A 15,372-nucleotide genomic window follows, 5' to 3' on the forward strand; every position below is an offset into this window, starting at 1 on the left:
AAGTTGGCAGCATCACCCATCCCGACTTATCGCATATTCTGCTTTATACAACGCTTTGATTTCCTCAAGGAAAACATTATTAATTTGTATTCCGGAGGCGACTCGGGATATTGCATTCGAAATGTGATCGGCAAGAATGAGCAGTAGCGATGGATTTAGCTTTTTTTCAAGATTGATCTCCGCATATTGCACTATCTTTTCAGCCACAAATACATACTCAATATCCACATGCTCAATCAGTTTGTAGAGTTTATTTTTTTGCTCATTCCTGACATAAAAAATTCGGTTAGCCGGATGTTCGGGTACAGGCATACCATATTTTTTGTTGTAACCGACACCAGGTCCAGAAATGATAACCTCCTGTCCATTCATCGATGCCTGCACACAATTATTGTTCATGACTTTTTCGATGATCATTTCATGGCTCCAAAAAAAAAGGCAAGGCACGTCAGAAGTAATAATTACTTCAAACATTGCCTTGCCTGATTTAACAGTTACAAGATGATTAACTAATGCCTATACCTTACACGGGATTGCCTTTAATAAAAGAGACGCCAGGCTTATTTTTCAAGCTAACTTTCAAATATTCGACAGCAGTCACAAAATCATCGTTTAACATTCATATAAATAATATCCATTCAATTAAATATAAATTAATTGAATGGATAAATTAAAACATCATCCCCTTCTCGCCAGCGTCGCTCCATCGGCAAAATACGCTTTAATTCCCGCAAGAATGGACTCTGCAACTTCCTGCTGGAAAGTCGCCGTTTTCAGTTTGCGCTCTTCCTCAACGTTACTGATAAACGCCGTTTCGACCAGAATGGAGGGAATATCAGGCGCTTTCAGCACGGCAAACCCGGCCTGCTCGACCTGATTTTTATGCAGCTTGTTGATTTTACCAAGTTTATTTAGTACTGCCCTACCAAACTTCAGGCTGTCGGCAATGGTCAGCGACTGCACCATATCAAACATGGTGTGGTCGACATAGCGGTCGCCGCTTTTGCTCACACCACCAATTAAGTCCGAGGCGTTCTGGGTTTGCGCCAGATATTTTGCCGCAGTACTGGTTGCGCCTTTGGTCGAAAGCGCAAACACCGAGGAACCGCTCGGCTGGCGGCTGGTAAAGGCATCTGCATGGATAGAGACAAACAGGTCAGCACGTTGTTTCTGTGCTTTTGCTACGCGCACTTGCAATGGAATGAAGATGTCTTCATTACGCGTCATGTACACCTTCATATTGCCCTCTTTCTCGATCAGAGAGCGCAGACGGCGGGCAATTTGTAATACCACGTCTTTTTCACGCGTTTTGTATTTCCCCACTGCGCCGGAGTCTTCGCCACCGTGGCCAGGGTCAAGCATGATGACAATCGGGCGATCGCGCCCTGCCTTACCTGGCTGCGGACCACTTTGCGCAGGCGGCACCTGTTTTTCGAGATCGCCTTTGTTGTAATCCTCCAGCAGAGCCAGCAGCGGGTCTTGCATATCCTGCGCATTGACCGGATAGAGATCCATCACCAGACGCTCTTTAAATCCGGCAACCGGCGCGAGGGCAAACATCTGTGGTTTTACGTTTTGCTTTAATTCAAAAACCATCCGCACGGTTTGCGGATCAAATTGCCCGACACGAGCTGACTTGATGAACGGGTCGTCAGCACGAATTTGTGCCGCCATCCCCTTGAGCACCGAGTTCAGGTTTACATCTTCAATATCCACCACCACGCGCTCAGGATTACTCAACGCGAACTGCTTATATTTCAGCTGACGATTTGATTCAACCGTCACACGGGTATAGCTGGACGCAGGCCAGACGCGCACCGCCACGACCTGGCTGACCGCAGCCAGGCTGACCTGACTTACGCTCAATAGCCACATGGCACCCGCGCCTTGCAGTAAACGACGACGGCTGATTGCAGTATTGGATCCTGACATGCCTCTCCCGAGCAAAAAATCTAAGCTGTGTAACAAGTAAACGACCAATTTGACCGGAAACTTTAGCGAAAGACGCATAATCTGTCATCTATAAAACGGTAAACATTCTTTTTATATTCACGGCATTACTGATAAAAAAGTTGCTCATGCGTAAAATTTGCACTTGCACACGACAAAAAAACAGAATAAAAATACATTAATTTCGAATAATCATGCAAAGAGGTGTGCCGTGGTGAAGGAACGTAAAACCGAGCTGGTCGAGGGATTCCGCCATTCGGTTCCCTATATCAACACTCACCGGGGAAAAACGTTTGTCATCATGCTCGGCGGCGAAGCCATTGAGCATGAGAATTTCTCCAGTATCGTTAATGATATTGGGCTATTGCACAGCCTCGGTATACGTCTGGTCGTCGTCTATGGCGCGCGTCCACAGATCGACGCGAATCTGGCGGCGCATCATCACGAACCGCTGTACCACAAGAATATACGCGTGACTGACGGCAAAACGCTGGAGCTGGTGAAGCAGGCTGCGGGGACATTGCAACTAGACATCACAGCACGCCTGTCGATGAGCCTCAACAACACACCGTTGCAGGGCGCTCATATCAACGTCGTCAGTGGCAATTTTATTATTGCCCAGCCGCTGGGCGTCGATGACGGCGTGGATTACTGCCATAGCGGGCGCATCCGGCGGATTGACGAAGAAGCGATTCATCGCCAACTGGATAGCGGTGCCATTGTGCTGATGGGCCCGGTGGCGGTTTCGGTCACTGGCGAGAGCTTTAACCTGACCTCGGAAGAGATTGCCACACAACTGGCCATCAAACTGAAAGCTGAGAAGATGATTGGTTTTTGCTCTTCACAGGGCGTCACCAATGACGATGGCGATATTGTCTCCGAACTTTTCCCTAACGAGGCGCAAGCGCGAGTAGAAGCCCAGGAAGAGAAAGGCGATTACAACTCTGGTACGGTGCGCTTTTTGCGTGGCGCGGTGAAAGCCTGTCGCAGCGGTGTTCGTCGCTGTCATTTAATCAGTTATCAGGAAGATGGCGCGCTGTTGCAAGAGCTGTTCTCACGTGACGGTATCGGTACGCAGATTGTGATGGAAAGCGCGGAGCAGATCCGTCGCGCAACAATCAACGATATTGGCGGTATTCTGGAGTTGATTCGCCCGCTGGAGCAGCAAGGCATTCTGGTACGTCGTTCTCGCGAACAACTGGAGATGGAAATCGACAAATTCACTATTATTCAGCGCGATAACACGACTATTGCCTGCGCCGCGCTCTATCCGTTCCCGGAAGAGAAAATTGGGGAAATGGCCTGTGTGGCGGTACACCCGGATTACCGTAGTTCATCACGGGGCGAGGTTTTACTGGAACGCATTGCCGCTCAGGCGAAGCAGAGCGGGTTAAGCAAATTGTTTGTGCTGACCACGCGCAGTATTCACTGGTTCCAGGAGCGCGGATTTACCCCGGTGGATATTGACTCACTGCCGGAGAGCAAAAAGCAGATGTACAACTACCAGCGTAAATCAAAGGTGTTGATGGCGGATTTAGGGTAAGCGATGGATATAGCCGGATGCGGCATACGCAATACCTCCAGGCATGATAAGACGCCCATGCGTCGCATCAGGCAATCACGTTCATTCCCGCGAACTAAACAACGCTGCCAGCCCGCTACGCCGCTCGGTGCGCGTGGAGATTGCCGCACTCAATATGCGCTCATCGGCATATAGCGACAAACGGCGACGCGCACGGGTTACCGCAGTGTAAACCAGCTCTCGTGTTACCACCGGTGTACGCTGGCTCGGTAAAATCAACGCCGCATGGTCGAACTCCGATCCCTGCGATTTATGTACCGTCATCGCCCACGTAGTTTCGTGCTCCGGCAGGCGGCTCGGTTGCACTGACTTGATATTGCCATCTGGCATCGCAAACCAGACGCGCGTTCCCTGCCCGCGATCCAGCGCAATCCCGATATCACCATTGAACAACCCAAGCGCGCTGTCATTGCGGGCAATCATTACCGGCCTGCCTTCGTACCAGCGCGAGTGCGGATGACGATGAATTTTGCGCTTCTGTTGCATAAACTGTTCAATTCGCTCATTCAGTCCAGCGACGCCAAATGGCCCTTCCCGCAGGGCGCACAATAGCTGGTATTCATTGAACGCTTGAATGATTAAATCCGGCTCGGCACGTGCTTGTAGCAGATCCAGATAACGTCCGTAACCCGCAAGAGCTTCTTCAAGCATCGCAATATAGTCTTCGCCGTTCTGCAAAAGCCGTTTTTCGATGTCAGTAAAATTCTGCTGAAAAACCGTTTTCACTGCCGTTTTATCACCACGGTTGATCGCCGCAGCTAACTGACCAATGCCAGAATCGCTGCCGAAACGGTAGCTTTTTTGCAGCAGGCAGAGGCTATCGCGCAAAGATGCCGCTTCTGTGCCACTTCCCGCTGGAACGTGACTTCCTGTCAGACGACTTAATTGCCCGGCACGCTCTGCGGTAAACCCTGCGTTGGCATAAGCGCAGATATCGCCCAGCACAGCCCCAGCCTCAACGGAAGCCAGTTGATCGCGATCGCCAAGAAAGATCACTCTGGCATGATCGGGTAAGGCGTCGATCAGTCTCGACATCATAGGCAGATCGATCATTGATGCTTCATCGACCACCAGCACATCAAGATGCAGTGGGTTACCAGCATGATGACGTAAACGCTGACTGCCCGGCTGCGCGCCCAGCAAGCGGTGCAAGGTGCCGGCGTCTTCCGGTATGCGTTTCTTTTGTTCATCGGTCAGCGGTAACTGGCGCAAAGCCTTGCCAAGCGATTCAGTTAAGCGCGCAGCAGCTTTCCCCGTTGGCGCGGCCAGTCGGATACGGCAGCGTTCGCCGTCTGCCATCTGAATTAACGCAGCCAACAACTTCGCTACGGTGGTCGTTTTACCGGTGCCAGGGCCGCCGGAAATCACCGAGATCCGCCGCGTCAGCGCCACTGCCGCTGCAACTTTTTGCCAGTTAATTTCATCGCTTACTGGAAAAAGTTTGTCCAGGGTTTGCGCCAGTAGAGCTTCATCAACCTCAATGGCATGATTCACTTCGTTGAAAAATCGCGCCACTGTGCGCTCATTACACCACATGCGATTCAGGTAAAGGCGATCGCCACAAAGGATCATTGGCGTTGGTTCATCTCCCCGGCTGACCGCTTGTGAAGCTAGCAAGCACTCTTCCCAATTTTGTAGCTCACCGATTTCACTGACACAGGTCGCCAACAGCGGATGTGACGCCTCGTTATTTTCCAGTCGTGAAAGCGGCAAACAGACGTGCCCTTCCCCAGCGTCGTGGCTTAACAGTGCCGCCGCAAGGGTGACGGCGGGATGTTCATCACCCGCCACGGTCAGGGCGAACTGCACATCCAGCGGGCGTAGCTGTTTGTGCTCCACAGCTTCCAGTAATTGCTTTTGCAATTTCATTACGCCTCCTCCAGGCTCATACCGGCAAACATCTCATCCATCAGCGCAATCAACCCGGCATCGGGGCGGGTTGCGTAAATTCCTTGTTGCGGATGTTCTTTATCAACACCACGCAGGAACAGATAGATAACGCCGCCAAAGTGGCGCTCATAGTCGTAATCAGCAATTCGATGGCGCAGATAACGATGCAGCGCCAGGGTATAAAGCTGATATTGCAGATCATAGCGGTGTGCCTGCATCACCGCTGCCATAGCCTGTTGGGTGTAAGCCGAACTGTCTTCACCCAGCCAGTTGGATTTATAGTCGAGCAGGTAATAACGCCCTTCATGGCGAAACACCAGGTCGATAAAGCCTTTTAACATGCCGCGCACCTGCATGAACTCCAGCGGCGGGCAGCCAGCGGATAGCGAGTCAAACTGGCGGATTAGCGCATCAAGCTGGCTGGCAATAAGCGGCTCGCTAATCGGCAGGTAAAACTCCATCTCCACCTGTTTATCGCGGGCGGAAAGCTGACTCAGCGTGACGCCAGTTTCATTGAGCGGCGCCTGAAGAATAGCGGTGATCCACTCGGTCAACACAGGTTCCCACTGCGGTTCAAAGCCGCCAAGTTCCAGTTTTTCTCGCACCCAGTTCGGGTCAACCGGCTGGGTAAAATCCAGATCCTCAAACAAACTGTGCAAGAACGTCCCCGGTGAGGCGCCGCGCGGAAACTGATGCGGTGTTAACGTAGGTTCTTCAACAACACTAACCACGCCTGCGGCGTCAACATCCAGCCGTGGCATCAGATCCTGAGCGATACCGTGACCACGCTGCTGCAAACCAGAATAACTGGTGACGCGCCAGTTATCGCCGGGCAAACGTTGTAGCGTCTTCGCATTCAGTTCTGCTGTAGAAACATCATTAACCTGCCAGGGTTGGTTATCACCCGTTTGTGCCGTTTGCCAGGCGATATCATCATCGCACAGAGCCTCAATACAGGCGCGAAGCCCTGCCGCATCTTGTGGTTCCCCTTTTTGCAGCAAGCGCCCGAGCGCACTTTGATGGACGTCGGTGTCACCTTTTTTATCGCCACGACGGCGCACCAGCGGCGCAACGCCGAGACTGCAATGCCAGACCGAACGCGTCAGCGCCACGTAAAGCAAACGCAGATCTTCCGCCAGACGTTCGGCCTCGGCGAGATCGACGCTTTCTGGCGCAGCGTTAAGATCAAGTACAGCCTCAAACGAATGACGATCGTGATAGAACGCCTGATCCTGGACACGGAAATTGGTGATAAACGGCAACCAGACCAGCGGATATTCCAGTCCTTTCGATTTATGGATCGTGACGATCTGCACCAGATGTTTGTCACTTTCGAGGCGCATTTGCTGGCTGGAAGCGTTACTGTCGGGTTCGAGGATATGTTGCGATAACCAGTGTACCAGCGCATGTTCACTTTCCAGCTGCGTTCCGGCTTCTTGTAGCAGTTCGCTGATATGCAAGATATCGGTAAGACGACGCTCGCCACCTGCCGTGGCCAGCAGGTTTTCTGCAATGTTGCGCGCCGACATCAGCGCCCGCAGCATCGGCATAACGCCGCGTTTGCGCCAGATTTGTCGATACCTATCAAACTCTTCGACGACTGCATCCCACGCATTTTCGTTATCATTCAACGTTTCGATATCCAGGGCGTTCAACCCCATCATCGACGTTGCTAACGCACTGCGCAGAGTGTTCTCACGTTCAGGCGTCATTACAGCCTGCAACAGCCAAAGCATCTCCTGCGCTTCCAGTGTTTCAAAAACACTGTCGCGGTTCGAAAGGTAAACGGAAGGGATTTCCAGCAGCGTTAAAGCATCGCGCACCTGGGCGGCCTCCTGGCGGCTGCGTACCAGCACACTGATGTCCGAGGCGCGAACAGGACGCGCGTCGTCGCCGTTCATCAGCAATGCTTCGCCCCGCTGCCCGGCCTGTAGCCAGTCGCGGATTTGCGCAGCGCATACCTGCGCCATGGTACTTTGATAATCGCCAACACCGCAGCTTTCGCCTTCCATCAGCCACATTTTCATCGCAGGCTGCGTTTCACCTTTAAATACAAAACGCAGCGCCTGATTTTTTCCGGCTGATTTCACTGGAATAAACGGAATTTCGCGGAACATGAAAGCGTCATCAGCCTGGCTGAAAAGTTTGTTCACACTGTTCACCATTCCCGGCGCAGAACGCCAGTTGGTATCTAAGGTGTAGTGAGAGTGAACTTCGCTACGCGCCTTCATGTAGGTGAAGATATCTGCACCACGGAATGCGTAAATGGCCTGTTTCGGGTCACCAATCAGCAATAACGCCGTTTCCGGCTGATGGTGCCAGATACGGCGGAAAATCCGGTACTGCTGGGGGTCGGTATCCTGAAATTCGTCGATCATTGCCACCGGAAAGCGCGTACGGATCGCCGTTGCCAGCGCCTCTCCGCTTTCGCTACGCAGCGCGGAATCCAGCCGACTTAGCATGTCGTCAAAGCCCAGTTCGCCACGGCGACGTTTTTCACGTGCGACTGTTTCACGGATCTCAGCCAATGCGCGGGTGATCACCAGATCGCGGATCGATAATGGTTCGGCAAGCAATTGATCGATCGCTTCAAATAACGGGTGGCGCGGCGTCTCGCCCCCTGCTTTTGTGCGATCTTCTAAGAAACGCTGAGAAAATTTTTCCAGCGACTCAGGCAACTGGTAGCTGTTGGTCTCTTCTTCTGCCCAGGCACTGATCTTGTCTATCCATTTAGCCTGATTGCTACGGTTAAACTTGCGGCGATCAATACCGGAAGATTCAATCAGCGCATCCAGTTCACCTACTGCGTCACGCCACTGCTGTTTTACCGCATCAATACGCGCCACAATTTGCGCGTGGCGGGAAGCCAGCGTTTCATCATCGGGCGGCGGTGCTTTGATAACCGGCGCTTCGCCTTGCAGATAACGATTAATATCGCGCAGCAACGCCTGCGGCCCTTTCCAGGTTTCAAAGACTACCTGGGCAATTTCACGCGGTAACGGATAGCAATGGCGACGCCAGAAATCGGCGCAGGCCTGGTAGCGCAGTAGAGACTCGTCTTCAATCAGCTGCTGCTCAAACAACATGCCGGATTCAAAGGCATTCAGGTTGAGCATTCGCTGGCAAAAACCGTGGATGGTAAAGACTGCTGCTTCATCCATCTGTCGCTCAGCTAACAGCAACCACTGCGCGGCTTGCGCTTTATCGTCGATCTCTTCCAGCAGGCGTGCATACAGCGGATTGTCTGTGGTTTCACGCAGACAGGCGATGCGTAATTCATGAATATTGCTACGGATACGACCGCGCAATTCTGCAGTGGCAGCCTCGGTAAAGGTAACCACCAGCAGTTCTTCAACGGTCAATGGGCGGGGAAAGGCGGAGGAACCGCCTAGTCCAAGTAACAGGCGCAAATAGAGCGCCGCAATCGTAAAGGTTTTGCCTGTGCCGGCAGAGGCTTCAATCAGGCGCTCGCCCTGTAAGGGCAAGCGCAAAGGATCTAGTGTCTCGGCGACATCACTCATTCTTTTCACTCATCAGGGGCATTGTTTGCTGCAACGCGCTGACGTTCTCCCACACTTTCCAGCCTTCAGGATGTACATATTCGGCTTTCCCGTTCTGGCTGCCGGAAATCTGCGACAGGATAGCCATGCCTTGCGGCTCGACCACCGCCTGATGGAAGAAATCGGCCAGTTTTTGCGGCGTCAGCAGTTTTATCTGTGCCACAATTTTATCACGCGAATCGAAGCGCATATTGCCACGATCGAAATCTTTACTTAACTTCGATGCTTCTTCGCCGAGCGTTTGCGGAGCCTGCAGCATCTGGGTAATGACCGCCTGCTGAATTTGCGCGAACTCTTCTGGCTTCATCGCCCGCAATTTTGCCTCTGCGGTTGGGAAAAAGGCTTTGTATCGCTCCCACAGGTATGAAGGCTGTTTATCATTGCTTTGCAGCAAGAAGCCCATGCCCCACTGGCGACCCACACTCATAGGAAACGCGAACACGGCATAACCCAACTGTTCTTCGGTACGCAACTGATTGTAGAACCACGGCTGTACAATCTGCGCCAGCAGAGAACTGTAGGCTGAACTGGTGTATTCATCGTAGCCAGTCGGTACGAAAACCGCTGCCAGGGCAGAGTCGGTACTGTTACCGGCTTTTTCAAAGATGACGGACTGTTTTTTCTCAACCAGCACATCTTTGTTACGACACCACTCTGTGCCATCAGCGCCCAACTGTTTTTGCACATCGCGCGCCAGCGTTGTTGCCTGTGATTCGGTCATGTTGCCGATAACCATAAACTCTGGTCGTGCCCCCGTTTTTAAGGCGTCGCGGTAGGCCAGCACCTCTTTCAGAGTGATGGAGGGCAAAATTTTACGTCGCTCATCTCGCGAGAAGTACGGCACCTGCGAGAGCATCTGCGCGGGCATAATCGCCTGCTCGAACACTTTGCCCTTTTCTGCCGAATCCATCATCTGGTTATACCAGGATTTCGCCTGCTCAAGCTGATCTTCCGTAGCGGTATAGCTAAAGTAGCCTTCCAGCAGAGCCTGGAACAGCTGCGGCAGGCGCTGGGTGTAACCATTGGCATTAACCATAAGGCCGTTGTTAGCATTGGTGGAAAAACTTATGCCACCAACCGACGCCTGGTTGCTTAACTGATCAAGCGCCAGCCCTGCGAGATAATCATTGAGCGCAAACATCACCTGATTGCGGGCGCTGTCCATGGCTTTCGGATTACGCAAAATCAGGCTGACATCAGCTTTGGGCTCGCTGGCAAAATAACGGCTTGGCGCATACACCACGCGCAGATTCGACTCATCAACAATCAGCTCTGGATGGTCGTATTTCTTCTCTGACTTAATCAGCGAGAAATCGTCAGGAATATAGGGGTTAAGCTCCGGCAAGGAGAGCGCAATGTCAGCGGCTTTTTTATGCCAGTCAGCGAAGGTTTGTTCACTGATTTTATCGACCTGATACGGCGCATCAACAAAGTAAGCCGTTTTATTGTGCGGCTCTTTCGGGCTGATATACCAGATACGCGCGTTCTGCGGAGTCATCATCGCCAGACGTTCTTTTACTGCTTTAGCATCATACCGATCGGCAATATTTACCGCGTCCAGCGTATGCTCAACAGGAACGCGAATCATGGTATCCGCCAGCCATTCGACGTAATCCATATCACGGGTGATTGACGGATAACGGAAGTCGATATCCAGCACATTCGCCAGCTCATCGAAATACTGTTTATCAATCCCTTTTTCGCGTAACAGATTGAGGTAGCTGAAAATGGCCGCCACAACCTGATCGCGATTCGCCAGACCTTTATCGGTTAAGGACGCAGAGATCGCTAATACGCCGCTGTTGCCGTTGACGATAGGATCGGAGTTGGCGCTAATGCCCTCAACTAATCCCTGCTTTTGCAGCCAGTCAGAAAGTGTACCTGGGCTGCGATTACCAATCAGATAGGTAATCAACTCATCCGTTTTACTACGGAACTTCTCCGAGTTGTTATCGATGCGAAACTCGACGCGCAGAACTTTACGCGGCAGTGCCGGGACGTAATGAATGATAATTCCCTTTTGCGCGTCGGTGACTACCGGTACGGTAATTTCCGGTTTCTGGCTCTCTTTGTTAGGCACGCGACCGAAGGTGTCCGCCGCCATTTTTGCCAGTTCCGGCAATGGTTTATTGCTGTAGATAACCGCCTTCATCAGATTGGCAGAGTAATATTTCTCATGGAAATCTTTCAGCGCCTGCTGCACAGGATTACCGGGTTTGTCGCTTAAGGTTTCCAGGTTACCGCCAGAAAACTTTGAACCTGGGTGCGCCGGGTTAATGGTTTCTGCGCTGACCTGCGCCATGCGCATCCCGTCACGCGTGCGCGCCATGGTTAATTCTGCGTTCACTGCATTACGTTCACGTTCAGCATATTTCTTGTCGAGCAAGGGTTCAGCGATGGCATCGGCCAGGCGGTCTACTGCACCAGGCAAGGCATCGTTTTCCACTTCCAGATAGAAAGCGGTGCGATATGGTGCCGTACTGGCATTGTGACTGCCGCCGTGCATTTTGAGATATTCAGCGAGGCTATCTGCTTGAGGGTACTTTTTCGACCCCATCAGACTCATATGTTCAAGGTAATGCGCCAGCCCCTGATACGCCTCAGGATCTTCCAGCGACCCAACGGGCACTACCAGCGCCGAAAGCGATTTAACCGCCTGCGGATCAGAAACCAGCAAGACCACCATACCGTTATCCAGACGTATAGCCTGATACTGGCGGTTATCTTTATCACTTTTACGGATGGTTTCCTGAATCGGCTGCCATCCCGTTTCTGCCTGACTTAAGGGTGCCCAAAGGGCAACAAACAACAGTAATGCTTTGAACCAGGTGCTGCGGGGCATTCACGAACCTCATTATCAACTTTATTTTTCAACCAGATTCAATAGCTTAAAGAAAATCATCCGGCAGAATATAATCTTGTGCTGAACGAGCCAGCCAGTGTCTATATAACCATCAGTCCGTGACTGGTGCGCATCATAAAGTAAGCAGATGGATTGCGCAATTTTTATACAGAACTCATGACTGATTAAAACGAAACAGCGGTAACAGGAAACGCTGCGACTGATCAACGATGGCTTTCATTGTCTCTGGCGTTAATTGCCGCCAGAGCCGTTGATACCAGATATCATCACCTTCACCACGCACCATCATGTTGCCTTCGTAAGCCTGAAGGAATTTCGTACGAGCTTTTTGCAACGTGGAATCGTCATCCAGCATGGCATCGTTTTCCGCGTCATAACAGGTTTTTAGCCATGCGCCGCCACTTTCAGGTAACACCAGCAACGGCGTGGACATCCCTTCACGATACCCTTCAATCAGTTGGGAGAGGTAATGTAAAGCCTGTTCGGCTGCAAGCGGCGGGAAACGCCACTCGCCGTCTTTGCGTAGAAAAAGGCGGCTTTCACCGTTACCACCACTGGCACAGTAGACAAGGTGTTCTAACCAAAGTTGCATTCCCTGTGCCACACTGAGCAAAGAGGGACGCCAGCGCAACAGGCCATCCGGCTGAACCTGCGGCAACCACCCAGTTATCTGCACACCGTTGCAGGCGAGATCGATTTCCATACTTTGCCCCGGCTGGCGACAGGCAATGACTCTGTCAGCAAGCTGCTGCATCTCCTGACACTGCGTTTCCCAGAAAATTTCACCAAAAGCGCCGTACGGTAAATCCCCTGCCGCCCGGAAGCGGCGGAACAAGCGTTCTGCATCATCCTGATCCACCAACGCATTTAATAACTGCTGATTAATTTGATAACGGCTAAGCCCTTCAAGAATAAATGGTTCGGTATCGGGAATTTCGCTGTCTTCGGTACGGAAGTGCACCTGTAAACGCATCTGGAAAAACGCTCGCACCGGATGCGCCCAGAATCGTTGTAGTGTTTCCAGCGGCACGGTTTCCGGCAAGGTAAACGGTAAAGGCTGGACAAATTCAGAATGCGCCTTGCCTGCCTGGCTGGCTGCCGGTAGCCATTCACGTGCATAGCTTTGTAACTCGCCAGGCTGGTAGTTTTGCGGATCAAACGGCATCCGGGTATGGAGGCAAGTAAGATGCTCTTTTACCCGTACCTCGCTTTCATCACAGTTAAGCTCTTCATCACCCGGCAGATAATGACTTTGTCCAATGTAGTCGATCAGTTCTTGCACCAGCACCGACGGGAAACGTTCACTGTTATCCTGAATGGAACGCCCGATATAGCTGATATAGAGTTTTTGCTGCGCGGAAATTAACGCTTCCAGGAACAGATAGCGGTCATCATCGCGACGGCTACGATCGCCACGTTTCGGTTTCTGACTCATTAAATCAAAGCCCAATGGCGCAAGCTGGCGCGGATAAACACCATCGTTCATTCCCAGCAGGCAAACCACTTTGAACGGGATTGAACGCATTGGCATCAGCGTACAAATGTTAACCGGACCTGCAAGAAAACGCTGGCTGATACGTTCTTGATCGAGGCGTTGTGCCAGTTCATCACGTAACAGCGACAGCGGCACCGCGTCGCCATACTGCGCACCTAAACCTTCGGCGATAATCGCTTGCCATTGTTGTTCGATAAGCGTCATCGCCGCTTCAGTTTCCGCATCCGGCAGGAAGAAGGCGTTAAGCATATCGCGACAAACCGGCAGCCACTCCTCAAGCGGGCGCTCCTGCGCTAACCCGCGACGCCAGATATTCAGTTGCATTAGCAGTGACGCCAGATGCCCTACCAGTTCCGCAATTAAGCCGCTCGATTCATCATAAGGCAGAACCGATTGCCACTCGCCCTGGGCGCTCTCCATTGCATAGCCCAGCAACATGCGCGTCAGGCCAAATCGCCAGGTGTGTTGCCCGGTGGCGGGGAGTTCCAGCTCGCGAACGTTGTCGTCATCAATCCCCCAGCGAATGCCGGATTCATTAACCCACAAACGTAAATAACGTAGCCCTTCTTCGGTGATATCAAACCGCGCCGCCAGTACCGGCACGTCCAGCAGCGCCAGCACATCCTCCGACACAAAGCGGCTGTCAGGCAGTGATAACAGGCTAATAAATGCTTCCAGTACTGGATGTGACTGCCGCGCCCGACGGTCGGAAATGGCATAAGGCAGGTAACGATCCGCAGGTGCGCTACCAAATACAGCCTGAATAAACGGACTATAGCTGTCGATGTCGGCCACCATCACGATGATGTCGCGTGGAGTAAGTGTCGGATCTTCTTCCAGCATCGCCAGCAGGCGATCGTGCAAAACTTCCACTTCGCGCTGCGGGCTGTGGCATACGTGGAAGGTGACGCTGTTATCTTGTGGATCAAGCAGACGTTTATTATCGCTACGGGAAAACTCTGCCAGATTCACGCCCGCAACGGCACGATTTTCCAGTTCGAGAATGTCGGACTGGATGTTATGCAGCAGGCTGTCTGGCGTAACATCAACGAATGCGTCCAGCTCCTGACTGCTCTGGAGATCAGCAAGCAGATAGATGTAGTCGCGCCCCAGCTTTCCCCATGAGGCCAGTAGCGGGTTACCAACATCCTGTTCGCCGTCGCTGTTAAACAACTGTCCGGCGTTTTCGCTATCGCGGAATAGCGGCAATTCGCGATCTTCAAAACTGTGTCGCCGCTGGCGAGTCAGCAGTTTCGCCAGATAAGCCGGATCTTTAATATCGCCCCAGTAATAACGGCAAGGGTTGGTAAACAGAAGATGGATTTCAATATGTTTACCCAGCGCCTGTAGCGCCTGTAGATAAACAGGCGGTAACGCGGAAATACCGCATATAAAGACGCGCGAAGGTAATCCCGGCGGGCAGGTCGTCGCGGACTCCAGCGTTTCGATAAAGCGTTGATAGAGATTGGCACGGTGCCAGCGCGGTTGCCCCAGTTCATGGGTATATTCCACCAGCGCCTTCCACAAGGGAGCTTGCCAGGCCTGCGCTTCTCCCAACCCTTCAACCAGATGTCCCGCTTCCCACTGTGTCAGCCAGTCCGGGCGATAGACCAGATACTGGTCAAACAGGTCCGCCGCTTTTGAGGAAAGCTGAAACAGCTTGCGCTTGTCGCTATCGTCAGTCAGGTAATGACGCAACAGGGTAAAATCTTCGCGATCCAGCAATTGCGGCAGCAGAGTCATCAGTTTCCAGCTCATGCTTTGCTTGTTGAAGGCGCTCTCTTTAGGGATCTCCGGCAATACGCGGACGAACATATCCCAGATAAAGCTCGCCGGCAGCGGAAAATCAATGTTTGCCGCAATGCCAAACTTCTGCGACAGCGTCATTTGCAGCCACTGCGCCATACCGGTACTTTGCACCAGAATCATTTCTGGTTCGAAAGGATCGTCCAGCCGTTCGCGTTCGACGATAAACTCCATCAACGCTTCCAGCACGTCCAGACGATTGGAATGGTAGACCCTTAGCATAGCG

The 15,372-nt window shown here is 52.2% G+C and carries 6 protein-coding genes and 1 pseudogene; 1 reads left to right on the top strand and 6 read right to left on the bottom strand.

The window, feature by feature from the left end:
* Positions 1–18 precede the first annotated feature (18 nt).
* Positions 19–417: pseudogene (locus A7589_RS12690) on the bottom strand (CAT RNA binding domain-containing protein); the annotation flags it as partial.
* A gap of 261 nt (positions 418–678) precedes the next feature.
* Positions 679–1,932, bottom strand: coding sequence for an N-acetylmuramoyl-L-alanine amidase AmiC (amiC, locus tag A7589_RS12695; protein WP_000016908.1), 1,254 nt, complete (start codon positions 1,930–1,932; stop codon positions 679–681).
* Between the two features lie 229 nt (positions 1,933–2,161).
* Here amiC and argA point away from each other — a divergent pair, with 229 nt between their 5' ends.
* Positions 2,162–3,493, top strand: coding sequence for an amino-acid N-acetyltransferase (gene argA / locus A7589_RS12705; protein WP_000237966.1), 1,332 nt, complete (start codon positions 2,162–2,164; stop codon positions 3,491–3,493).
* Between the two features lie 81 nt (positions 3,494–3,574).
* Here the strand turns inward: argA and recD are convergent, their stop codons facing one another.
* The 4 genes from recD to recC all read right to left on the bottom strand — a co-directional run bounded on the left by recD (position 3,575) and on the right by recC (position 15,368).
* Positions 3,575–5,401 (bottom strand): exodeoxyribonuclease V subunit alpha, encoded by a 1,827-nt coding sequence (recD, locus tag A7589_RS12710; RefSeq protein WP_108188865.1) that lies wholly within the window; start codon positions 5,399–5,401, stop codon positions 3,575–3,577.
* Positions 5,401–8,943 (bottom strand): exodeoxyribonuclease V subunit beta, encoded by a 3,543-nt coding sequence (gene recB / locus A7589_RS12715; protein WP_010354915.1) that lies wholly within the window; start codon positions 8,941–8,943, stop codon positions 5,401–5,403. The genes recD and recB overlap by 1 nt, the downstream gene beginning before the upstream one ends.
* Positions 8,936–11,824, bottom strand: coding sequence for a pitrilysin (ptrA, locus tag A7589_RS12720; RefSeq protein ID WP_001138175.1), 2,889 nt, complete (start codon positions 11,822–11,824; stop codon positions 8,936–8,938). The genes recB and ptrA overlap by 8 nt, the downstream gene beginning before the upstream one ends.
* Positions 11,825–11,999: 175 nt before the next feature.
* Positions 12,000–15,368 (bottom strand): exodeoxyribonuclease V subunit gamma, encoded by a 3,369-nt coding sequence (gene recC / locus A7589_RS12725; protein WP_000946863.1) that lies wholly within the window; start codon positions 15,366–15,368, stop codon positions 12,000–12,002.
* Positions 15,369–15,372 lie beyond the last annotated feature (4 nt).

Source organism: Escherichia sp. MOD1-EC6475, from assembly GCF_003046645.1.
Classification (GTDB): Bacteria; Pseudomonadota; Gammaproteobacteria; order Enterobacterales; family Enterobacteriaceae; genus Escherichia; species Escherichia ruysiae.